Raw genomic sequence first — 22,900 nt, 5'->3', positions numbered from 1 at the left:
ATGATCGCTTAGTATTGTATCATACTTTTCAGGGCTTTGTAATCAATGCAATCGCTTACCCGGTCAATAATCCTTATATAAGGTCCCTGCACAAACCGGGTATCTACATCTTTTACAATGGCAATTAACTGAAGGCTGGTTTTGGGAAGTGCAGCATTGAAATACGCCGGGTTGGGTGTACATACTGCCATACCATGCGGATCGCTTTCGGTGGTCAGCTCAAAATATTTGTCTGCATCTTTTGCTTTCCCGTTCTCGTCTTTCTCTGCATAGGCATCGGTATTAAAGTACATATAGGCCTGTTTGTGTTTTTCTTCTGCCGGAATGTTCTTTAACTGTGCATTTAATGCCGTTAGCTTTTGCTGAACCTGTGAAACATTGTTCTGTGCTGCAGTAATATTTTTGCCGGCGTTATTAAGTATGACCAGCATGTAGCTATATTTTTCATTGTTCTCGTCGGCAGCAGTTACCTTATGCCCGTCGGGAGCCGTAGCGGCCCTTTCTTTCATATCTTTAAGATCCTGCAGCGCTTTCTTTTGCTCTTCAAGCACCTTTTCCTTTATTAAAAACTGCAGGTATTGTTCCCTGGTATAAGCAATATAAAGCGGCCGGCCGTTGGTTATGATCCGGGTGCCGTTTTCCAGTACCAGGTACCCGCCTGTGGAATCTTTTATTACAAAATTCCTTTTAAAGAAAAAACGGGGCAGTTGAAATTCGTCGCAGGCTCCGCCCGATTCATCAGGGAAAAGTTTTAAAAAACAATTCGCCTTTATAAAAAGCCCTGCCCCTGTTTCTTCATTAGCCACCGTTTTCCCGTTTTCGTTCTTATACAATTCATGAATAGCGAACCAGCTATCGGCTGTAATTACATGCTGCACCGGATACTCATAAGGCGACGATCTATCAACCGAAATCTGTACGTGAAGATCAAATCCTTTGGGTTGCTGAAAGTCGCTACAACTTTCAGCCACACCGTTTATCTTCAACATGTATGTTTTCATGGTGTTCACCGTTACTACATCCAGCCCGCTGTTGTTTAACACGTTGGGCGGACCTTCTTTCCCGGAATAATTACCAATCTTTCCCGGCACGCTCAGGATATTGTTGGGTTGTGCCTGGCTGCGAAGAATGGTAATGGTGCAGCAACCAATAAAAAGCACGATAGCAGTTCTACTAAACATATCAGCGGAATTATTTGGTGATGAGCTATTTTCTTACAAATTCAACCCGGCGGTTATTGGCTTTTCCTTCGGGCGTATTGTTGTCGCTGATGGGTTTGGTTTTGCCATATCCCTTCGACGTAAGCCGCGCGGCATCGATACCCATTTTTATCAACTGGTCCTTTACCGCATCGGCGCGTTGCTGCGATAAGGTTAAATTGTAGCTATCGTTGCCATCGCCATCAGTATGGCCGCCTACTTCAAATTTAACATCGGGATTGTCTTTCATTACCTGCACAATCATATTCAACGTACCCATGCTTTCGGGTTTGATGATGGCTTTGTTATAATCGAAGTTGATGCCGTGGGTCACTATTTTTGAATCGGTAAATTTTTTGCCTATCATATTCATGCCGCCGCCGGTTGCAACACGAACGTTTTTGAAGATAACAGGGTTCTTTTCATCACCAATACCGGCAAAACTTAAACTGGTATAGTCTTCTTTGGTATCGGGGATTACCAATACCCTGAACTGGTCAACATATACTTTCAACTGGTGGTTCTTTATGGCAATGGCCACATGGTGCCAATTATTGTCGAAATTGGCAGCCAGGTCGGGTGAGTAATCTCTTGAAAGTTTAACTCCCCCGGCGGTTCCCGAAAAATTAACGTTGTTTTCTCCAATGAAAAGAGGCGATTCCCTGTCGAGTCCTTCTACCTTATCATAGCCCTTTAGTTGTATAACTACACCAAAGGCGTTGGGCACATGATAATAATCGTACTCAATGGTATACGCGTCTGCCAGGTATTTTTCGGTTTTCATCCTGGGTGCCACTACTGCATAATTACCATCGGTAAGGTGCATGGCCAGTTCATTATTCACTTTATTTAACACAGCCTGGCCGCTTTTCAGCTCCCAATGAGTAGCAAATTCTCCATCCTGGTCATCGGTAAAATGGTCTTCAAATAATATTTTATCGCCGGGAATAAAATCGTAGTTGTTATATATTTTTAAACCTGGTGAAGCAGGCTCCCCACCGGCATTCACCGGATTAGTACCTGGTGTTGCAGCAGGGGCCTTTGCTACATTCTCTTCGGCCTTTTGCTGGCCTTTGTCAATGGCCTGATCAACTTTTTCAGCTACTTTACTTTTTAATTTTTTCAACTGGCTATGTGCAGGCGCCATAACAAGGGCTGATAGAAACAGCAGGCCTAACAACTTTTTCATATAATTTTTTTATAAAGTTGTTCTTTTGGGCGAAGCAGGGCAATCACAAAAAAGTGTTAGAAGAAGCAGGTCAGCTGTCTTTCAGTGAGCTTTAATATAAGTGGGACATTATAACATTTAGAAGCGTCAGCGTCGTCCGTATATTTTATTCAGGGCTTCGGTGCGGCTTTGCACCTGTAGCTTTTCATAAATTTTGCGGGCATGGCTGCGAACGGTTTCCATGCTGATGTTCATGTCATCAGCAATTTCCTTGTAGCGCAGTCCTTTGGCAAGGGCTTTCAGGATTTCTTTTTCCCTGGGAGTAAGAATATCTACTTCGTCAATGGAATCTTTATGCTGAAAAGAGGTAATTACTTTCCGCGCAATTTGCGAGCTCATAGGGCTGCCGCCTTCAAATACTTCTACAATGGCATCCAGGATCCTGGAAGGCGCTGTTTTCTTTAGCAAATAACCGCTGGCGCCGGCTTTGAGCGATTCAAATATTTTTTCATCGTCTTCATATATGGTGCTCATAATAAACTGCGTACGCAGGCATTGCGGTTTTAGTTTTTTCATGGCTTCAATGCCATTCATGCCGGGAAGATGAATATCCATTAATACCACATCAGGGCAAATAGCAGGTATCTCTGCAATGGCTTCTTCGGCCGTAGCAAATGCCTTGTTGCACACAAATCCATCGCTGCTGTCGATAAGCATTTGCAAACCTTCCCGAATTTCTTTGATATCTTCTATAATAACAATGTGAATCATAAGCAACTCCCCCGTATAATTTCAAAAGAAAGGATTTTAATATATAAAAATAGCACAGGAATCTATTCGCTGTGCTCACACAAAAGTGTTAGACGGTATTTCTATGCTTATGTGCGTACCTTTTCCTTTTTCAGCACAGATGCGGCATTCGCCCCCTACCTGTTTAAGGCGATGCTGCATATTCAGCAAGCCGTTCCCGAACTGCCGTACCTCACTGGCATCAAACCCTTTTCCATCGTCCTGTATCGTTACTATTACCGCACCACTTTTTGGTTCAATGCCAATAACCACCTTATTGCACCAGGCATGTTTACCAATATTATTAAATGCTTCTTTTACTGTAAGGAAGGTATTTCGCCTGATCTCATCGGACAACTTTATATCTGGAAACTTTTCGGGATAATAAAACCGGGTAGTTATTTCAAAGGGTTCAAAAAACTGTAATGCATATTCCCTGATGTAAGCGGCCAGGCTTTCCAGGGTGTCGTTTTGCGGGTTTAATACCCATATAATATCCTGCAGGTTATCTACCAGCTCTCTTGATGATTCAGCAATTGTTTCCAGTTGCTGTTTGGCTTTTTCAGGTTCCTGCAGTTGTTTTTTTACTACTTCGCTCAAAATGGCAATTTTAGTTAAACCGCTTCCCAGGCTGTCGTGCATGTCGCGACTGATGCGATTCCTTTCTTTTTCAATGGCCTGTTCCTTTTCGAGCTTCAGAATTCTTTCACGCAGGTTTCTTTGAGAAATATACCGGATAACCATCACTAATAGAGTAAGCACACCACAACCAATTATTATAACGAACCAGGCCGTTTTCCAAAAAGGCGAATGTATAATAACAACAACGTAGTCGCCCTGCTTATTAATAACGCCATTGCTGCCCGCACCCCGCACTCTAAAAATATATTTGCCCGGCGAAAGACCCGCATATTGAATGATGCCTTTATTACCGGCATATTTCCAGTCGGCATCCACCCTTTCCATTTTATAGTAATACTGGTTTAGCAAAGGATTATTATAGTTCTGCACGGCCCAGTGAAACGTGAAATTGTTATGGGTATAATCCAGGTCAACGAATTTTCCTCCGTTGCTTTTCTGTTGCACATAGCAACTCATGTTCTGCGAGTAAACGGCTGTTAACAGTACCGGCGAGGCTGTATTGAACTGTAATAGTTCAGCAGGATCAAAAATGGTGAGGTAGGTTGGTGCAGTGTATATAATTTTTCCGTTTTGCAAAGGCCACAATGCTTCCGTCATGGTATTTTCCATCAGGCCATCATTGGTAGTATACCTATTGAACAGGTGCGTTTGTTTATTAAAAGATAATAACCCTTTTCGGGTGGTAATCCATAAGTTCCCGATCATATCCTGGCAAAAACCATGTACATCTGTGTTAAACTCGTCAGGAATATTCCATTGCTCTATTTGCTGTGTGCGGATGTGAATGCGAAAAACCTTTCCTGTAATAACACCCCACACCCAATCTCCGTTCAGTAACAGGCTGGTTAACGTATAGCGTTTGCCAAATGCTTTTTCAGTTGGTTTTGAAAAAGTGCCCGATGCAGGATTGTAATGAATCACGCCTTCATCCAAATCGGCCATCCAGATGTTACCCGTAGCATCTTCCACAGCCCATGCAACCAGTAATTTTTTAGTTTCATTATTCTCCCTTAAAAAACCGGTGAATATTTTTTTAAACCTGCCGGTATTTTTATCAATCTGCCAAATGCCGCTACGCCAGGGAAATACCCAATGGTTGCCGCGCGAATCGATGAACAGGTTGCTGATAAAATTTATTGTTGGCGGGCTGGGTTCGTTTGTAATGCGAAATGTTTTGGTGCAGCTGTTTTCTTCATTAAGTAAAACCAAACCTTTTTCTGTACAAAGCCATATATTGCTATCGTCTTCCCGGACTATGTTAAGTAAAGCCGGCATTTTTTTATTACCCAATACCTCTTTTTGCAACCGGAAAGTGGAATCATACAATTTCAAAAAATCATTTCCACTGGCGCCAATATACAATGCATTTCCTTTTTGCAGCAGGGATATCGACTGGTGCGTAACAGGTGTTGAAGATAGGATGAGATTGTGGAAAAACCTTTTGTTGAGGTCAACAATCCGTAGACCTTTGTCGGTACCCCACCACAGCAGGTTGTCTTTGGACGTATACGCTTTCCGGATCGTAAATTCAGCAACGGCGGGTGTCTGCGGCACAAGCGGCTGACTGGTTCGGGCAACCGGGTTGAATTGAAAAATACCGGCATTCAAAAGATAATGACCCTGTATATCCCTGATGGCAGTTATGCTGTTAAGGTTACTTCCCTTCACTTTTCCGTTGAGCTCATCTTTTAGGGTTTTTGTTTCGGGATCGAATAACTGTACTCCATCGGCAGCCAGCCCCAGCCATAGCTTTCCATAAGCATCTTCAAAAATGGTATTGGTAAAGGTCTCCCCCGATGGAATATCTTTCTTGCCGATGTATTGTTCAAACTGTGCCGATGCCGGATAAAAACGCCACACTCCGTTATAGGTGCAAAGCCAGAACCTGTTTTTTGTATCAATTAAAATTTTATTGATGTGATTGGATCTTCCGTACACGTAGCCTGCCGGAATGGTGTTATTAAGATAGCTGGTAAATTGATTGGTTTTACTGTTAAACTTCAGCAATCCATTTAAAGTGGCCAGCCATATTGTTCCTGTTGAATCAATTAGTATGTCTTTCAGTATATTGTTTATATTTCCATCCTCCGTTCGCCAGGTATGGAAGCTGTTGGTAGCCGCATCGTATTGGCTCAGGCCATTTTTAGTGCCGATCCACAAATGATGTTGCCTGTCTTCTGTAATGGACAGGATGTCATTATCGGCCAGTTCAGTAGCTGTTTTATTTTTTGATTTATATACGTTGAAAGCAGAACCGTCGTACCTGTTCAGTCCATCTTCAGTGCCAATCCACATAAACCCTTTACTATCCTGGAAAAAACAGTTTACCAGGTTATCGCTTAACCCGTTTTGCTCGTTGAGTTGATAAAATACCAGGCTATCGACTTTCGATTGAGCGCAAAGACCATAGCCAAAAATGATAAATAAGAAAAGTAATCCCTTTTTTCTCAAAAGCAGCATTTATGAATTAAGATAATCAAAATTAATTACCGTCCTGAAAAAATATTCCATTGAATTTTCCCTTACAGTTGATATGCCGGCCGTCCTTTCCTGAGCTTATATTTTTACAAAACCAAGCAAAGAATAAAAAATGTGGAACAAAAACACCACAAATCCAATAGCGAAACGACTTGAGAAAAGCACAACGTACAACAACTAAGCTTCGTCGGGTACGAAGCGTCAACGATGAAGCTTAATGTTGCACGGAACCTTCGGTAGGACATTCCTGTGACTAATAAATATCTCTTAGATCTTACACCAATAAATTTATAGGCCATAAAAATTGAAAGCTATCCGCGAACAAACATTGAGTTTTGTATTGTAGATTTGAACCTTGTTAATATGTTTTGAAAACACTTGCTTTTTCAGAAAATATTATCTAAATTTATAATAGACGCTCTGATCAGTTACTTCGCTTAATATTCACGCCAAACAGTTCCGTACCAACATCCTGTAGAATTCCTTTCACCTGATTTTTGGCCAGTTACAATGCCATTTAGTCTATCTCACAATTGAGGTACCCTTGACTATTTATTCATTTTAAAAATCCCGATTAAGATGAAAAAGATGTACTCTTTTGTCATGGTATCTTTTATTGCCCTTACCGTACATGCACAGTTAGTGCTCAATGAAAATTTTACCGGCTATACCAATGGCGCCCTCAAAGGCCAGGGTAGGTGGGGCGAGGAGAATACCGGATCTCAGGTTGTTGTTAATGATGCCCGTCCGTTGCTATACACAACCTATTCCTGCGGCGGGCAGTATATCACTACTGATCATGTTGATGGTAAAGACCCCTACAAACCATTCTCTGCAAAGATCCAGACAACCACCAGCAAAACAGTTTTTACAAGTTTCGTTATACGGGTAAACGAAGTAATGAGTAATATAGGTTTCTTTTACCTGGTGCTGCGCGATACTACGGCATTAACCCCCAATATTGCCTGCCGTTTTTTTGTACAGCAGGAACCGGGCGCCAGTAAGGAGATACAGTTTGGGATTGCTGTAGGAATTGGCAATGCTGCTTTTACCACCACCGATGCCAGGTATAACACCGGCAACACCTATTTAATAGTAATACGCTACGATATTGTGAATGATGGCCCTGATAAGGCGTTCCTGTGGGTGAATCCTTCTACCGTTGCTGAACCGGCTCCCGGTTCCAAATGTACAGCCTCCTTTGCCCTAAGCACTACCGGCGAAGTTCCCTACGGGCCCCAATGGAATGCCCTGCAGCTCTTTCAAAGCGGCATGTATACCCCGGCAGCCGACCTCGATGCATTTAGAGTGGCAGAAGGAACAACATCTTCTGTAGCCTGGGATTACCTGGGCATTCAAACGGCGGCATTGCCAGGTGAGCGTACTGATTTTGGCTTGTCGCCAAATCCGGTATTAAGTAAACTGAAGATCGAGTATCCCCAGGTGGCAACCGATGGCCATGTTCAGATCCTGAACGTACAGGGAATGCTCATGAAAGACCTGTGGTTACCAGCCAATACAAACGCTTCCACGATTGATATGAGTAGCTTTGCCAGCGGATTATATTTTGTTTTGTTTCATAACGGTTCAACCGTGGTGGTCAAAAAAGTTTTGAAACAATAGACTATTCGCTTTCGATGAAATAAGTGGTATATTTTTCCCCTTTTATCTGGCATATTAATTTTAATTAACAGATAAAAGGGGATTGCTGTTTATGAAATCAGTACTGCTAACAATTCCTGCATTACTTCTTTGTAATATACTCTCCGCAAATGAGGTTATCGCCCCTGTTAATCAATTAAACGAAGAAAGTTTCTGGAGCTCACCTTTAATAGTAGGGGCGCTGTTTGCAACGATGGTAATTATGTTTTTAGTGTTGGTGCGTGCGGCTATAGATGTAATTGGCTTATATAGGGCCATAAAAAAAGCCTCCCGGAGGGAGGCTGCACTAATCAAATACCATTAACCATTAAACCTTATCCTATGCTGTAAATTAATAATTTTAATGATATCATAATACTCCGGTAATAAATATTTATAAATATTGACTTTGATCAAGTTGTTTCTAATGGAACATTTTATTACGGGCCATAATTGTACCTCCGGTACGCCGGTATTCCGGGTTACTTTATGGAAAATGAATCGCTTACAATCATAGAAGGAAAGCCGGCGCTGCATTATGAAAGAACGTTTATTATTTTTATTCATTTCTCACTTCATTTTATCTGCCTCATTTTCCCAAACAAAACCATTGCCTGTTATTGATATGCATGTACATGCCGAACGGGTTAAAGATCGTCGTGGTGCAACGCCTTGTATTGGAGCGCCCTTTCGCGACCTGGGTATTACTGATGCCGCAAATGAGTACAGCATGGTGTTTGATTCAGCCCTGCGAACAAATGCCTGGAGCAACAGCTGGCTTCGTTCACCCGGCACAACAGATTCGCTGCGGCAGCTTACAATCGCCGCTATGAAGAAGAACAATGTGTATGGCATTACCAGCGGGGATATTGATGTTGTAAGAAAATGGAAGAAGGAAGCTCCTGACCGCATCATCCCTTCCATACACTGGGATTTTAATAGTGCGCGTCACGAAGGATTGACCGTTGATTCGCTTGAAAAACTCTTTCGTTCGGGCGAGTTCAAAGTTTTTGGTGAGGTCACCATACAATACGAAGGCTATTCGCCCGGCGATTCCTTATTCGAACCATATTTGGCCATGGCAGAGCGGCTCGATGTTCCTGTTGGTATTCATGTGGGTTGTGGTGCGCCTGGTGCGCCCTATCTCGGTTCACCCCGTTACCGGGCGCGCCTGCACAGCGCATTGGGATTGGAAGAAGCCTTGCTGCGGCATCCCAAATTACGGGTATATGCCATGCATGCCGGCTGGCCCATGCTCGATGATATGCTGGCTACCCTGTATACACATCCGCAATTGTATGTTGATGTGGCAGCCATTTGTTTTATGATCCCCAAAAAGGAATTTTATTTTTACCTCGAACGCCTGGTGAATGCCGGGTTTGGCAAACGGATACTGTTTGGTTCTGATAATATGATCTGGCCGGGCGCTATTGAAGCCGGCATACAAACTATTAACCAGGCTAAGTTCCTGAGCAACAATCAAAAGCGCGATATCCTGTTTAATAACGCTGCCCGGTTTTTACGGTTAACGGCAGAGGAGATAAGGAAGATGTATTAAGAAGGATACTTTAGAATGTCTTCAGAATTGCACAGAAGATTTGTCTTTTATTACGCATGGAAAAAAGATCCCTGTTAGGAGCCGTCGAGATGTATGTGAAGAATTTATTCGATACCTATCACCGGCCGCAATTATTATATCACAATTTTGCGCATACGCAACAGGTAGTGGCTCATGCCTATGAAATAAGCTATCATAACCGGCTCGATAATGACGACCTCTTTATTGTTGTAAGCGCTGCCTGGTTTCATGATACGGGCTATTTGTTTGGTGATGGGGGGCACCACGAAGAAAAAAGTGTACAATTGATGTTGGAATTCCTGGCTGCGTTTCCCATTGAACCGGCAACCGCTGAAGCAATCACGGCCTGCATATTGTCAACCAAAATGCCCGCAAAACCCAACTCGCTGCTCGAAAAAATAATCTGCGATGCAGATACATATCATTTGGGTACAGATACTTTTAAAAGTCTCAATAAACTGGTGTGGCAGGAAAATGAGTCGCGCCTGCATACCAAATTGGCTAACCAGCCTGTACAAACACTCCGTTTTTTAGAGGTGCACCGGTTTTATACGCCCTATTGCCAGTATCTCCTGAATGCCGGCAAGGAAAAGAATATAGCGTGGCTGAAGGCGCAGCTGCAGTAAATTCACGGCTGTTGTAAATATCTCCTGAAACAGCCTTAAATAAGGTAAATTTGCCGTCAGATGAGTATACGCGGCATTTTTCCAATTGATAAATGGGACTTTAAAAGCGAATCTATTTTAATGGATTTGCCCCCTGAGGATTTTGCTTTACTCACCGCCAATAAAACGGAACAGCTATATTCAAAGGGGGAGATCATTTTCAGGGAAGCCGCCTATCCCGCCGGTATTTTTTACATTATTGACGGAAAAGTAAAAAAGTATAAAGTAGACAAAGAGGGTAGGGAGCATATCATTTATGTAGCCAACCAGGGCGAGATCTTAGGTTACCATGCCATTCTTTCTGAAGACCGCTATCCCGATTCTGCCTCCGCACTGGAAAAAAGCAGGATCGCATTTATTCCCAGGGAAGATTTTTTAAACGTTTTGCAACAGTCCTCCGTATTAAGTAAACGCTTGCTGAAAACTTTAAGTCATGAATTCGCTGTATTAGCCAACAGCCTTTCGGTTTTTGCGCAAAAATCGGTTAGGGAACGACTGGCTTTGCAATTGATAGTCTTAAGAGAAAAGTATAAAGTTAATTTTCAACCAGGCATGCCGGTAGAGATCAATATCAGCCGCGACGACCTGGCCAATATTGTAGGCACTGCCCGTGAAACTACCGTACGTATTTTGGCCGAATTTAAAGAGGCTGGTATCGTTGAAACAAAGGGCCGGAAGATAATTGTACATGATGTTAACCAGCTTATAAAAATTGCCAATTATAAATAATTCCTGCATTAAAAATTGACAAAAGTCACTTTTTGGAGTGACAATGACCTGCTGTGAGCGGTTAATAAACAAGGTACTTTTGTACAAATATGTATCAACCGCAAACTTACCCCAATTCAATAGATCACTGGTTTAGCAAAGATGCCCAATTAAATAAATTATATCCTGAAACTATTCAATTACTGGCGGCCAGGCATTGGACGCCAGTACATATTGCCCGGCTGGTGGCGCCATTTCTGGTAACACATCCGGGTGTTAAAGTACTGGATATTGGAAGTGGAGTTGGTAAGTTTTGTTTAGCCGGCGCCTATTATAAACCGCATGCTTCTTTTTACGGCGTTGAGCAACGCAAAGATCTTGTGGAGCATGCCGAAAACGCCCGGGAGGTACTCGGATTGCAAAATGTTCATTTTATCCATTCCAATATTACCGAGCTCGACTTCAGGCAATACCACCATTTTTATTTCTTTAACTCATTTTATGAAAACCTGTTGGATAATGAGAAGATCGACGATAATATAACCTACTCAACCTACCTGTTCAATTTTTATCATAAACAGTTGTATAAAAAGCTCAAAGAAATGCCTGCGGGAACAAGGGTGGCTACTTTTCATTGCCTGGATAATAAAATACCGCCGGATTATCATTTGGTAGATTCACAGGTAGAAACGTTATTAAAATTCTGGATAAAGGTGTTGTAATAAAAAAACAGCTAAAAGTATGTGTGCCGATAAAAAAGATCAAAAGCCTGGTTATTTATGGAGTCTGCTTCATAATAAGTGTGCGCGCTGCCGGTCAGGCGATATGTTTCAGGTGCGGAGTGCTTACAAATTGAAACATGTAATGAAGATGCATGATAAATGCCCGGTCTGTGATCAGCGTATGGAATTAGAAGTGGGGTTTTATTATGGTACGGGATATGTTAGTTATGCTTTAACAGTGGCATTATCCGTAACTACATTCGTTGCTTGGTGGGTATTGATAGGGATGTCGGTGAATGATAATAGATTTTTTTGGTGGTTGGGAATAAATATAGGGTTATTGGTTTTGTTACAGCCCTATTTAATGCGATTGTCCAGGGCAATATGGTTATCGTTTTTTGTACGTTATAATGCAAACTGGCACGCAGAAAAAACGGATGCTACTGAAAGTGAAATGCAGCTCAATTAAAATTACAACACATTTTATGAAGCCTACCCTTAAAACACCGCTTCGTTTGGAAAATTGGTTTAGTACCGATGCTAAAATGCTTCAACTATATCCGGAACCCATAAGAGCATTGTCGCGCATGCATTGGTCCCCACTATACATTACACAAAAAGTGGTATCATACCTGGCGCAAAACGATCAGGTAAAAGTGTTGGATATCGGCAGTGGGGTAGGCAAATTCTGTTTGGCCGGAGCGTTTTATAAACCGGCTGTTTCGTTTTTTGGGGTTGAGCAACGAAAAGAGTTGATTGAACATGCCGAACTGGCCCGGAAAAAACTGGGGTTTCAAAATGTACATTTCCTGCATCGCAATTTTACCCAGCTTAATCTTTGTGAGTATGATCATTTCTATTTCTACAATGCTTTTTTTGAAAACCTGGATGGCGCCGAAAAGATAGATAATGAGATCGTTTATTCGAATGAATTGTATAACTATTATAGCATTTACCTGTATAATCAATTAGAGAGAATGCGCGTTGGTACAAGAGTGGCAACTTATTGCAGTTGGGGCGATGAAATACCGCCCTGCTACAAGTTGGCTGAAACACATTTTGATAACCTGTTAAAGTTCTGGATAAAGATATGATGGTTTAATTCCTACCCGGTAGTTTGGACGGGTTGCGGTGAGGATATGATGTACCCCTAAACAAAAGACCAGCCCTCCAAACTTATTTTAGATGCTAAAAGAAATAACACTGACAATGAAAAACGAAACAAGGGATAACTTTGGGACCACGGCTCCATTCTCTATAGCTGTTTTGGAAAAATTAAAGCACAGCGGATTTCAGTATGTTCAGGTTAAAGGCTTTACATCCGACAAAAGATTGGATTATATGGAACCCCGGTATCTGGTGCTGATCCCTATGAAGGAGCTCCCGGGCGATCAGGGTGAAATAGAAATATATGAATCAATCAACAGCAAGTTGCTCGTAGATTGGGCTACTCATCCCCGGGATGGGATGGATGTGTTGGTCTCTTACAATAAGAAATCCTGAAAATGTCAGCGAGGTGAAACGAACACTAAAATATTACCGGATCATGTGGCTGCGATACGATCTTGCAGCAGGGCTGTCTGTTTTTTTGGTGGCGTTACCGTTGTGCCTGGGTATCGCCCTGGCGTCAGGCGCTCCCCTGTATGCAGGCCTTTTATCCGGGATGATCGGCGGCATCGTTGTGGCCGCCATCAGCGCCTCACCACTGGCTGTGAGTGGTCCGGCAGCAGGATTAACAACATTAGTGGCTGCTTCCATTATTACGTTAGGTAACTACCCAACTTTCCTGCTTACAGTAATTATTGCCGGAGCTTTTCAGGTATTGCTGGGCGTATTGAAATTGGGCGCAATTGCCAACTATTTTCCATCGGCGGTGATCAAAGGAATGCTGGCAGCTATTGGTCTTATGCTGATTATAAATCAGGTTAAACCCTTCCTTCATCATGTAAGCACTGCTTCATTATTAATTGCCATATGCTCGGTGTTGATACTGGTGTTGATGCGATTGCCTTTTGCAAAAAAGTTTTCCTTTTTGCCGGCTCCGTTATTGGTTGTTGGTATGGGGATATTGTTTTCCGGAATACTGGCTGTGGAAAAGGATCAATTGGTAAATATACCTGCTGATATCTTTTCAAAGCTCTCCTTTCCTGAATTTAAGCGGCTTTTCTCCAATATACAGATCTGGAAGAACGGTGTGGTTATTGGGTTGCTGGCCACATTGGAAACCCTTTTATGTATTGAAGCCATTGATAAGCTCGACAGGCATAATCGCATTACCCCGGTGAACCGGGAATTGATCGCCCAGGGTATTGGCAATATGGTTTGCGGCGTATTGGGGGCCATTCCTTTAACTGCGGTAGTGGTGCGCGGGTCGGCCAATGTAGACGCCGGCGCCCGAACGAAAATGTCGGCCATTACCCATGGGGCCTTGTTGTTGCTGGCGGTTGTGCTAATACCTTTTGTATTAAACAGGATCCCTTACGCGGCGCTTTCAGCCATTCTGCTTATGACCGGTTATAACCTTACCCAGCCAAAACTGTATAAGAACATGTTTAGCCTGGGTTGGAAGCAATTTCTGCCATTTATACTGACTATCGTAATGATACTGGCTACAGACCTTTTAATTGGCGTTAGTATAGGGTTATTACTGTCGGCTTATTTTATTATTCAGAATAATTTCAGGGCCGAGTACAGGATCACCAGAACGGTTATGAATGGTAAGGAAACAGAGCTGATCAAACTGAACAGCAATGTAACTTTTTTAAATAAGGTTAAACTAAAAAAGGCATTGGATGAAGTGCCTGAGAACAGTATTTTAACTATTGACGGCAGTAATTGTAATTTCGTAGATTACGATATCCTTGAAATAATAAGCGAGTTTGAAAACAAGGCGAAAGACAGGCACATAACGTTATATACCATTGGTATTGAAAAGGTAAATGTAACAGCAATACACTAAGGCGCCTGATGTGCCGGTGGGTTATATTTCAAACAGGCATATACACAGAATTTTCTAACCACGCTGCCTCCTTTTTTTACCAGAATTGGTTGCAAAGGAGTGATCTGCGTAAAATACCGGTTTAAAACTGGTAGATAGGTTTCGCAATCTGACAGGTTGGGGTGAGAGTCAATAAACAGTGCATTCTTTCCTTTCAGGGTTTGCAAATTGGTATTTACATAATCAAATTGTAAAGCCGGCTCCCCCAGGATATTTTTACCATATACCATTTCATCATAATAGAAGTTTAATACGGCAGCAGTCTTATAATCATCTGCAGAAAAGATAAAATAACCGGGGTAATGGGCCTTAATGCTTTTTACCTGTTGCGACAAATCATTCCAGCCAACCCAGGTATCATCTGATCGCACAATTACCGGGTAAAAAATAATTTCCACCGCCATTACAATATGAATAACCAGGGATGCAATCAATTGGGGCAGTACCCATTTCTGTTTTACATACATGCCTGCCAGTATTATACCGGTGATATAGGCCGGCATGATCCAGTTTATTTTTACCCAATAAAAAAATGAGATACACAAAAAGCCAATAAAAACTGGTGCAAAGAAGGAAAGTAGAAATAATTGTTGCGCCGGGATACTACTTAATTTGAGGCGGTATTTTTTATAGAACCCCCATAACATGGCTATCAGGGAAAAGAATAATACAGGTACCAGCAAAAATGCCTGATGGCCAATAACGCCAAAAAAGTCTTTTACACTAAAATAACTGCTTTCGGCTTCTTCGGCCCTGTTAACCGATTGAAATCTGAATGAAGCAAAATCATGATCATAGTTCCAGATTATAACAGGCAGGGCAGTGATAATAAAAAGCAGCAAACAGGCATATAACCACTTTGATAAAAGTAATTTCCGGTATAAAGGCGTTAATACCAGGAACAGGATAAGGCCGGCAGGAAGAAAAACAGCGGTGTACTTGCTGTCGAAGGCCAATCCCATTAACAGGCCAGCCCAAAGCCAGCATTGCTTTATTTCTCTGAAAACAGCCAGGTATAACGCTATTAAAGAAAGGGTCCAGAAAAATACCAACGGAACATCGGGTGATGCAATCAGGGATAATACAGAGATCATTACGGTAGAAAGCAACAATATCATTGCCAGTAATACCCCTTTAAAATCCAGAAAACACATAGCTAAAACCGCAAAAGCTACTTGTGTCAACAATGTAACAATAGTGGCCGCCAGCTTTACGACAAATACTTTTTTCCCTAACAAAGAAGTGAAAAACCATAACGCCCATGCTATTGCGCCCGGATGGTCATAATAAGAAAGGGCCGGGTGTTCACTGTAAAAAAAATAATAGGCATCCTGTGGCATAAGCCCCATCAGGCCTGTTAATGATAATCTTAAAACGATAAGAAATAGTAATATAAAAAAAACGACAAGGCTCTTTTTGCTTGTTCCTGAGGTGATGACCGGAAGATCGAAGTATCTAAGTTTCTTGTTCAAGGCTCATGTGTCACGCTTTTAAAAAACAAGCCCGAAAAAATATCGCAGGAAGAATAAGCTAATTAAACACTCAATTCTGAAGGAATTTTGAAGTGGGCAGGGCCCGGTTTTTGAATGCAAATTGATTGGAAATCCCGGTCAATGGTGATAGTTCACTTCAGACGAAGCAAATACATTGGATCTAACTTGTTGAGGGCAGGTACCGTTATACTTGTTCTCCTGCTTTCACTATGCGCAGCGGCGCAGCATAATACGCTGGATTACTACCTGGGATATGCTATAAAAAACAGCCCTTTACTGAAAGACTTTCAAAACCAGGTGGCGTCGCTATCGATAGATAGCCAGATCCTGCGTGCCACGCTGCGTCCCCAGGTAACAGGTGTCAGTAACAATTTGTATGCGCCTGTCATTAATGGCTATGGGTACGATGAAGCGATAACCAATAAGGGACAGCTACAGGCTTTACTTTCAGTTAACAAGGCATTTGTTGGCCGCAGGAGTATAGCTACGCAGATTGCCGGCTTTACCATAGAGGCACAGTCGGCAACCAACAATATCCGCCTGTCGCAGCAGGATATTAAAAAAACGATCACCGATCAGTACATCGTTACGTTTGGCGACTGGCTGCAACTGCAATTCAATAAAGAGATCAATGAATTGTTAGGGCGGGAAGATTCACTATTAAAACGCCTTACGCAAGCCAATGTGTTCAAACAAGCCGACTACCTCGCCTTTGCTGTTACCAGGCAGCAACAATTGCTGAACACCACCCAGCTCGAAATACAATACAATTTTGATTATGCGGCATTGAACTACCTCTCGGGTATCCGGGATACTTTGGCTGCCCCGGTGCTGGAAGACCCGCGGCTTACATTGAATTCGCTTCCAGACTATACCAGCTCGGCATTTTACCGGCAATATGTGCTCGATAGCCTGAAACTGCGGAACGACCGGGCCCTGATCGATATAAACTACCGCCCAAAGATCAATGCGGTTGCCGATGCGGGCTATAATTCATCCCTTACCGTGCACCCCGGCAAAAACATGGGCGCCAGTGTTGGGTTAAACCTCTCTGTACCCATTTACGATGGCCGGCAACGCAGGTTGCAGTATCAAAAGATCGACCTGCAGGAGCAAACCAGGCAGGCAAAAAGAGATTATTTTATTAGCCAACGGGAGCAACAGATCTTTCAGTTGTTGCAGCAGCTGCATGCCACCGAAAAACTGATCAGCGATATTAACCAGCAGATCAGGTATACCGAAACGCTTATTACGGTAAATGAAAAGCTGCTTGGTACCGGTGATATCCGGGTAACCGATTTTATACTGTCGCTTACCAATTATTTTAATGCCCGGTACCTGGTTACTCAAAATTATATTGACCGGTTAAAAATTATCAACCAGCTCAATTACTGGAACAGGTAATATGCATATATATGATCAGGATCGTTTTATATTTTGTATTGGCAACCTTTATTTCCTGTGGTCATCAGGCAGCAGATGATGATGCGCCGGAACCGGAAACCATTACCCCGGTAACTATTACGGGTATTACAATAGCGCCTATGGCGGAATATGTTGAACTGAACGCTACCTCAGCCTTTCTGCAAAAAAGCATTGTAAAGGCCAGTGCCAATGGCTATCTGCAAACGGTAAATGCCATTGTGGGAAAAACAGTGCCGGCAGGCAGTGAGTTATTTGTACTAAAAACAAAAGAAGCCCGCAGTATTGGCAATACCATCAATGCGCTGGATTCCACCTTTAAATTTTCAGGTCTTATTACCATAAGGGCTGCTTTAACGGGGCATGTTTCGGAAGTAGATCATCAAACCGGCGATTATGTACAGGAAGGGGAGCAACTGGCAGTTATCAATGATGTGAACAGTTTTGTATTTGTGCTCAACCTGCCCTATGAACTAAGGCCGTATATTTTAGGGAAGAAAAATGTATTGCTGAAATTACCCGATGGCCAGTCATTACCCGGCACCATCAGCCAGGTAACGGCCATGGTTGATTCGGCTTCGCAAACACAGAGTATTTTTATTAAAGTGAACCAGAACAAATTACCGGTGAACCTGGTGGCCAAAGTGACCGTTGAAAAAATTGCAAAAGCCAGTGTGGTGTCATTGCCAAAAGGAGCTGTGTTGAGCGACGAAACGCAAACAAATTTCTGGGTTATGAAGGTGGCCGGTGATACGGTAGCGGTAAAGGTGCCGGTTAAAAAGGGATTGGAAAGCAATAACCAGGTAGAAATTGATTCGCCCCGGTTTTCGCCGGCCGACCGGTTTGTGCTCACCGGCAGTTATGGCCTGCCCGATACCGCGAAAATTAAAATAGTAAAGCAGTAAAACAGTTACAGGTGAATAACTTTTTTCTCACCCATAAAAACCCGCTTACCGTTCTGCTGGTGCTCATTATAGCCGGTGGAACCTTTGTATATACCAGGTTGCAAACCTCATTATTTCCTGAAATTACTTTTCCCAAGATCAAGATCATAGCCGATGCAGGCCTGCAGCCAGTCGATAAAATGATGGTAACGGTAACCAAACCACTCGAAGCGGCCATTAAACAGGTGCCCGATCTGCAAACCATTCGCAGTACCACCAGCCGGGGCAGCTGCGAAATCTCCGCCTTTCTGAACTGGAATGCCAATGTCGATATCAGCCAGCAGCGGATTGAATCAAAAATTGCGGAGATCAGAAACGACCTGCCCCCCGAAACCCAGATCAATGTAGCCCGCATGAATCCATCAATACTGCCGGTAATGGGCTATTCCCTCGAAAGCAATACCCGGTCGCCCATTGAATTAAAGCTTATTGCCAACTATACCATTAAACCATTTTTGTCGCAGGTAGATGGCGTATCGGAGATCAGGATCACCGGTGGTAAAACAAAAGAATACTGGCTGCAGTTGAATGTACAAAAAATGAGCACCCTGTCTGTTACCCCCGATCTGATAACCACCGCACTCAACCAATCCAATTTTATAAAATCGAACGGCTATTTAACCGACTATCGTTATTTATACCTTACCGTAACCGATGCAACGGTGCATAATAAAGAAGAGCTGGAACAGATCGTCATAAAGAACGACGGCAAAAGAGTGGTGACAATAAAAGATATTGCCGATGTACAGGTGAACGGCGCGGTGGAATATATAAAGATCAATGCCAATGGCAGGGATGGGGTGCTGGTGGCTGTTATTAAACAACCCAATGCCAACCTGGTCGACCTGTCGAATAAAATTGAAGCCAGGGTGGCAGCGTTGAAAAAAATACTGCCCGCAGATGTACGGATCGTTCCTTATTACATACAGGCCAATTTTGTAAAGGATTCTATTAGAAGTGTGACCGACAGCCTTTGGATAGGGCTCGTACTGGCTATTATAGTAGCGATCATTTTTCTGCGTTCGCTGAAAGCCAGCGCTACCTTGCTGATCACCATTCCCATTACCCTTTGTTTAACCCTGATCGTGCTGTATGCAATAGGGTATACCTTCAATATAATGACCCTGGGCGCTATTGCCGCAGCCATTGGGCTCATCATCGATGATGCTATTGTGGTGGTGGAACAAATTCACCGCACCCATGAAGAACATCCCGAAGAACCCTCAACTACCCTGGTGCAAAAGGCCATCAGTTACCTTTTCCCGGCCATGCTGGGCTCTTCTGTAAGCACCATCGTGATCTTTATTCCATTTTTATTAATGACCGGGGTGGCGGGGGCTTACTTCAGTGTAATGACCAATACCATGATCATTACCCTGGTGTGTTCGTTCTTTGTTACCTGGCTCGGATTGCCCGTGGTATATCTTTTATTGACGCGAAAGGCTGCCCGAAGAAGAATAAGGGAGGAAACGCCACACGCTGTAAAAACACAAAGATGGGTGTCGTTCTTTATCACCCGGCCCTATATCAGTATTGGAATAGCTGTTGCGTTAATCATTTTGATCGTTATTTTGCTTCCAAAACTGGAGACCGGCTTTTTGCCTGAAATGGATGAAGGCAGCATTGTGCTCGATTACACGTCACCGCCTGGCACCTCGCTCGAGGAAACAGACCGGGAGCTGCGGCAGGTAGAAAAAATAATAACCACTATACCCGAGGTGCAGGCTTACTCCCGCCGCACCGGCACACAAATGGGTTTCTTTATTACCGAACCTAATAGCGGCGATTATTTAATACAGTTGAAAAAGAAAAGAAGCCGGACCACTTCCGCCGTCATTGAAGACATTCGTAATAAAATAGAAACCTCTCAGCCGGAGTTGCGGGTCGATTTTGGACAGGTGATCGGTGATATGCTGGGCGATCTGATGACCAGTGTACAGCCTGTTGAAATAAAAGTATTTGGCGACGATCAAAAAAAGTTACAGGTATTGTCGAAACAGGTAGCCGGTATTTTGGAACAGGTGCCGGGTACAGCCGATGTATTTGATGGCATCGTTATCGCCGGCCCCTCTGTCAGCGTGCTGCCTAATTATCAAAAGCTGGCGCAATTTGGCCTTACGGCTGCCGGCTTTCAATACCAGTTGCAAACCTCGCTGCAGGGAAACGTGGTGGGCAATTTATTTGAACGGCAACAGTATTCAGCCATCAGGCTGGTATACCCCGGCAGCAGGACTTTGAGTTTGAAAAATATTAATGAACTGCAGATCTTTTTACCCGACGGCCGGTTAAAACCCATCTCGGCTTTGGCGCAGGTAAATATCAATGGGGGGGATGCAGAAATTAAACGCGAAAACCTGCAATCAATGGGCGTAATAGAAGCCCGTTTGGAAAACCGGGACCTGGGAAGCGTGATGAAGGATGTGCAAAAAAAACTTTCCCACGGCGTTGAATTGCCGCCATCGTATCATATTGAATATGGCGGTTCATATGCCAGTCAGCAACAATCGTTCAGGGAATTGCTGATGATCCTGGTCTCTTCCAGTTTACTGGTATTTGCCGTGATCCTGTTCCTGTTCAAAAGTTTTAGGGTAGCCTTATTGATCTTAGGTATTGCCGTATTGGGCATTTCTGGAAGTTACCTGGCATTGTACCTTAGCGGTACGCAACTGAATGTGGGAAGCTATACCGGCCTCATTATGATCGTGGGCATTATTGGCGAAAACGCTGTATTTACTTTTCTGCAATTCAAAGAATCGCTTCATGAAAAAAATACCGATGAATCTATTATCTATTCCATCTCTACCCGGTTGCGGCCCAAGCTGATGACGGCGCTGGGCGCCATTATAGCGTTAATGCCCCTGGCATTGGGTATTGGTACCGGCGCCCAGTTGCACCAGCCACTGGCCATTGCCGTAATCGGCGGCTTTGTAATGGCGTTACCCTTATTGCTGATCGTATTGCCAACGGGTATACGTTTTATTTATAAAGACCGGTTACAGCAAAGTTCCCTTTAATAATATAGCCGCTATGGTAAAGTAAATGACCAGCCCGGTTACATCAACCAGCGTGGCAACGAACGGGGCCGAAGAGGTGGCGGGGTCGAGTTTAAAACGTTTTAAAACGATGGGTATCATGGAACCGCTTAAGGTGCCCCACATTACAATACCAATGAGTGAGAGGCAAACGGTTATGGCAACCAGCATCCAGTACGGCCCATAATTATACCAGTGAAAATTTTGCCATAATGAAATGCGCAAAAAGCCGATGCTGCCGAGTATCAAACCCAATATTAAACCCGAACAAATTTCCCGGCGCATGACATACCACCAGTTTTTGATCGTTAACTCTTTAACGGCCATGGCCCTGATAATAAGTGTGGCGGCCTGCGAGCCACTGTTACCCCCACTTGAAATTATTAATGGAACAAACAGCGCCAGCACTACCGCTTTTGAAATTTCCATATCAAAGTACGACATGGCTGTTGCCGTTAACATTTCACTGATGAACAACACGATGAGCCAGCCGGCCCGTTTTTTGATCAGGGAGAAAAAAGGCGTTTTTACATACGGATAGTCCAGGCTTTCGAGACCGCCGAATTTTTGCATTTCTTTGGTGTCCCTTGCTTCCACTACGTCAAGCACATCATCAACGGTAAGCACCCCCAATAAGATATTATCAGCATTTACGACAGGCAATACAACCCGGTCGTATTCCTTAAACAGGGCAACGGCCTGTTCTTTACTATCGGTAATGCGTAAAAGGGCGCAAAAGCCATCCAGGATGTCTTCTATTTTCTTTTGAGGGTCATTTAATACCAGTCGCCGAACGGGAATGTCATCGATCAGTTTTCCCTCATTGTCTACCACATAGATATCATTGGCAGCCTCTGTGTCTTTATGGTACTTACGTAAATGTTCAGCGGCTTCGGCAATGGTCATTCCCCTTTCAATGGAGGCAAAATCTGTATTGATCAGCCGGGCCACGCTGTTGTCGGGATAACCTAACAGGTCATGAGTGGTATCTTTATTGGCTTCGTTCAGGTATTCAATAAAGTTCGACAGCTCAACACCTTTCAGGGAAGAATAAAAAGTTAGCCGGTCGTCGGAGCTTAGTTCATTTAAAATATAGGCGGCTTTTTCATTGCCCAACTGCCTGATGATCTTTTTTTGCGTAAGTGCGTCGAGGTAGGGGAAGATGCCCACCTGCGTTTTTACCGGGAACGATTGAAAGGCCTGGTAGGTGGCCTCAAACGGCATTCCGGCCAGTACCCTTGCTATTTCGGCCGGATGTACATTTTTGTTATCACGGCTAAAGCCCAGCAGGCCGGTGATATCGCCTTTTAATATTTTACTGGTTAGTTCTTTAAAGTTCATATTACTTCATTGGGTGTCGTTACTAAAAAGGTGCTATAGGCTGATAGAATGAATGTTATACAATTGGGGACAAATTAGC

The 22,900-nt window shown here is 43.3% G+C and carries 19 protein-coding genes; 13 read left to right on the top strand and 6 right to left on the bottom strand.

Features of this window, described 5'->3' with window-relative positions; translation table 11 throughout:
• Positions 1-8: 8 nt before the first annotated feature.
• The 4 genes from A3860_RS36730 to A3860_RS36715 all read right to left on the bottom strand — a co-directional run bounded on the left by A3860_RS36730 (position 9) and on the right by A3860_RS36715 (position 6,249).
• Entirely contained in the window at positions 9-1,181 is a 1,173-nt protein-coding gene (locus A3860_RS36730) for a hypothetical protein (protein WP_081155586.1), read from the bottom strand.
• Positions 1,182-1,206: 25 nt separating this feature from the next.
• A complete protein-coding gene (locus A3860_RS36725) occupies positions 1,207-2,388 on the bottom strand; it encodes an OmpA family protein (RefSeq protein ID WP_081155585.1) in 1,182 nt (393 codons plus the stop codon).
• Positions 2,389-2,514: 126 nt separating this feature from the next.
• A complete protein-coding gene (locus A3860_RS36720) occupies positions 2,515-3,138 on the bottom strand; it encodes a response regulator (protein WP_081155584.1) in 624 nt (207 codons plus the stop codon).
• 75 nt (positions 3,139-3,213) lie between these two features.
• Positions 3,214-6,249, bottom strand: a complete 3,036-nt coding sequence (locus A3860_RS36715; protein ID WP_158085478.1) for a sensor histidine kinase — start codon at positions 6,247-6,249, stop codon at positions 3,214-3,216.
• Between the two features lie 606 nt (positions 6,250-6,855).
• On the opposite strand from A3860_RS36715, the gene A3860_RS36710 reads away from it, so the two are divergent.
• The 10 genes from A3860_RS36710 (at position 6,856) to A3860_RS36660 (ending at position 14,550) form a co-directional block, all read left to right on the top strand.
• Positions 6,856-7,899 (top strand): T9SS type A sorting domain-containing protein, encoded by a 1,044-nt coding sequence (locus A3860_RS36710; protein ID WP_081155582.1) that lies wholly within the window; start codon positions 6,856-6,858, stop codon positions 7,897-7,899.
• Between the two features lie 91 nt (positions 7,900-7,990).
• A complete protein-coding gene (locus tag A3860_RS36705) occupies positions 7,991-8,242 on the top strand; it encodes a hypothetical protein (protein WP_081155581.1) in 252 nt (83 codons plus the stop codon).
• Positions 8,243-8,455: 213 nt separating this feature from the next.
• Positions 8,456-9,475: an amidohydrolase family protein gene (locus A3860_RS36695; RefSeq protein WP_081155579.1), complete on the top strand. Its 1,020-nt coding sequence runs from the start codon at positions 8,456-8,458 to the stop codon at positions 9,473-9,475.
• Between the two features lie 56 nt (positions 9,476-9,531).
• Entirely contained in the window at positions 9,532-10,122 is a 591-nt protein-coding gene (locus A3860_RS36690; RefSeq protein WP_143774449.1) for an HD domain-containing protein, read from the top strand.
• Positions 10,123-10,182: 60 nt separating this feature from the next.
• Positions 10,183-10,890: a Crp/Fnr family transcriptional regulator gene (locus tag A3860_RS36685; protein WP_081155577.1), complete on the top strand. Its 708-nt coding sequence runs from the start codon at positions 10,183-10,185 to the stop codon at positions 10,888-10,890.
• 89 nt (positions 10,891-10,979) lie between these two features.
• On the top strand, positions 10,980-11,591 hold the full coding sequence (locus tag A3860_RS36680) for a methyltransferase domain-containing protein (protein ID WP_081155576.1): 612 nt from the start codon (positions 10,980-10,982) through the stop codon (positions 11,589-11,591).
• Positions 11,592-11,610: 19 nt separating this feature from the next.
• A complete protein-coding gene (locus A3860_RS36675) occupies positions 11,611-12,060 on the top strand; it encodes a DUF983 domain-containing protein (protein WP_081155575.1) in 450 nt (149 codons plus the stop codon).
• Positions 12,061-12,076: 16 nt separating this feature from the next.
• On the top strand, positions 12,077-12,685 hold the full coding sequence (locus A3860_RS36670) for a class I SAM-dependent methyltransferase (protein WP_081155574.1): 609 nt from the start codon (positions 12,077-12,079) through the stop codon (positions 12,683-12,685).
• Between the two features lie 115 nt (positions 12,686-12,800).
• Entirely contained in the window at positions 12,801-13,094 is a 294-nt protein-coding gene (locus A3860_RS36665) for a hypothetical protein (protein WP_143774448.1), read from the top strand.
• 13 nt (positions 13,095-13,107) lie between these two features.
• Positions 13,108-14,550: a SulP family inorganic anion transporter gene (locus tag A3860_RS36660; protein WP_216823596.1), complete on the top strand. Its 1,443-nt coding sequence runs from the start codon at positions 13,108-13,110 to the stop codon at positions 14,548-14,550.
• Here the strand turns inward: A3860_RS36660 and A3860_RS36655 are convergent.
• A complete protein-coding gene (locus A3860_RS36655; RefSeq protein ID WP_143774447.1) occupies positions 14,547-16,061 on the bottom strand; it encodes a glycosyltransferase family 39 protein in 1,515 nt (504 codons plus the stop codon). The genes A3860_RS36660 and A3860_RS36655 overlap by 4 nt on opposite strands.
• 141 nt (positions 16,062-16,202) lie before the next feature.
• On the opposite strand from A3860_RS36655, the gene A3860_RS36650 reads away from it, so the two are divergent.
• Genes A3860_RS36650 through A3860_RS36640 form a run of 3 tightly spaced genes read left to right on the top strand, consistent with a single transcriptional unit; the run spans position 16,203 to position 21,462 of the window.
• Positions 16,203-17,486 carry a TolC family protein gene (locus A3860_RS36650; RefSeq protein ID WP_143774446.1) on the top strand — a complete coding sequence of 428 codons (1,284 nt, stop codon included), beginning with the start codon at positions 16,203-16,205 and terminating at the stop codon, positions 17,484-17,486.
• An 11-nt stretch (positions 17,487-17,497) separates the two neighbouring features.
• Positions 17,498-18,409 carry an efflux RND transporter periplasmic adaptor subunit gene (locus tag A3860_RS36645; protein WP_081155569.1) on the top strand — a complete coding sequence of 304 codons (912 nt, stop codon included), beginning with the start codon at positions 17,498-17,500 and terminating at the stop codon, positions 18,407-18,409.
• An 11-nt stretch (positions 18,410-18,420) separates the two neighbouring features.
• Positions 18,421-21,462 carry an efflux RND transporter permease subunit gene (locus tag A3860_RS36640; RefSeq protein WP_081155568.1) on the top strand — a complete coding sequence of 1,014 codons (3,042 nt, stop codon included), beginning with the start codon at positions 18,421-18,423 and terminating at the stop codon, positions 21,460-21,462.
• Here the strand turns inward: A3860_RS36640 and mgtE are convergent.
• Positions 21,442-22,821: a magnesium transporter gene (gene mgtE, locus A3860_RS36635; RefSeq protein ID WP_081155567.1), complete on the bottom strand. Its 1,380-nt coding sequence runs from the start codon at positions 22,819-22,821 to the stop codon at positions 21,442-21,444. The genes A3860_RS36640 and mgtE overlap by 21 nt on opposite strands.
• Between the last annotated feature and the right edge of the window lie 79 nt (positions 22,822-22,900).

Source organism: Niastella vici (genome assembly GCF_002077945.1).
GTDB lineage: Bacteria > Bacteroidota > Bacteroidia > Chitinophagales > Chitinophagaceae > Niastella > Niastella vici.
This window is presented reverse-complemented; position numbering and strand designations above follow the sequence as displayed.

Coding starts and splice junctions, on each gene's coding strand:
- A3860_RS36730 (WP_081155586.1), bottom strand. CDS start 1,181: ATGTTTAGTAGAACTGCTATCGTGCTTTTTATTGGTTGCTGCACCATT.
- A3860_RS36725 (WP_081155585.1), bottom strand. CDS start 2,388: ATGAAAAAGTTGTTAGGCCTGCTGTTTCTATCAGCCCTTGTTATGGCG.
- A3860_RS36720 (WP_081155584.1), bottom strand. CDS start 3,138: ATGATTCACATTGTTATTATAGAAGATATCAAAGAAATTCGGGAAGGT.
- A3860_RS36710 (WP_081155582.1), top strand. CDS start 6,856: ATGAAAAAGATGTACTCTTTTGTCATGGTATCTTTTATTGCCCTTACC.
- A3860_RS36705 (WP_081155581.1), top strand. CDS start 7,991: ATGAAATCAGTACTGCTAACAATTCCTGCATTACTTCTTTGTAATATA.
- A3860_RS36695 (WP_081155579.1), top strand. CDS start 8,456: ATGAAAGAACGTTTATTATTTTTATTCATTTCTCACTTCATTTTATCT.
- A3860_RS36690 (WP_143774449.1), top strand. CDS start 9,532: ATGGAAAAAAGATCCCTGTTAGGAGCCGTCGAGATGTATGTGAAGAAT.
- A3860_RS36685 (WP_081155577.1), top strand. CDS start 10,183: ATGAGTATACGCGGCATTTTTCCAATTGATAAATGGGACTTTAAAAGC.
- A3860_RS36680 (WP_081155576.1), top strand. CDS start 10,980: ATGTATCAACCGCAAACTTACCCCAATTCAATAGATCACTGGTTTAGC.
- A3860_RS36675 (WP_081155575.1), top strand. CDS start 11,611: ATGTGTGCCGATAAAAAAGATCAAAAGCCTGGTTATTTATGGAGTCTG.
- A3860_RS36670 (WP_081155574.1), top strand. CDS start 12,077: ATGAAGCCTACCCTTAAAACACCGCTTCGTTTGGAAAATTGGTTTAGT.
- A3860_RS36665 (WP_143774448.1), top strand. CDS start 12,801: ATGAAAAACGAAACAAGGGATAACTTTGGGACCACGGCTCCATTCTCT.
- A3860_RS36650 (WP_143774446.1), top strand. CDS start 16,203: ATGGTGATAGTTCACTTCAGACGAAGCAAATACATTGGATCTAACTTG.
- A3860_RS36645 (WP_081155569.1), top strand. CDS start 17,498: ATGATCAGGATCGTTTTATATTTTGTATTGGCAACCTTTATTTCCTGT.
- mgtE (WP_081155567.1), bottom strand. CDS start 22,821: ATGAACTTTAAAGAACTAACCAGTAAAATATTAAAAGGCGATATCACC.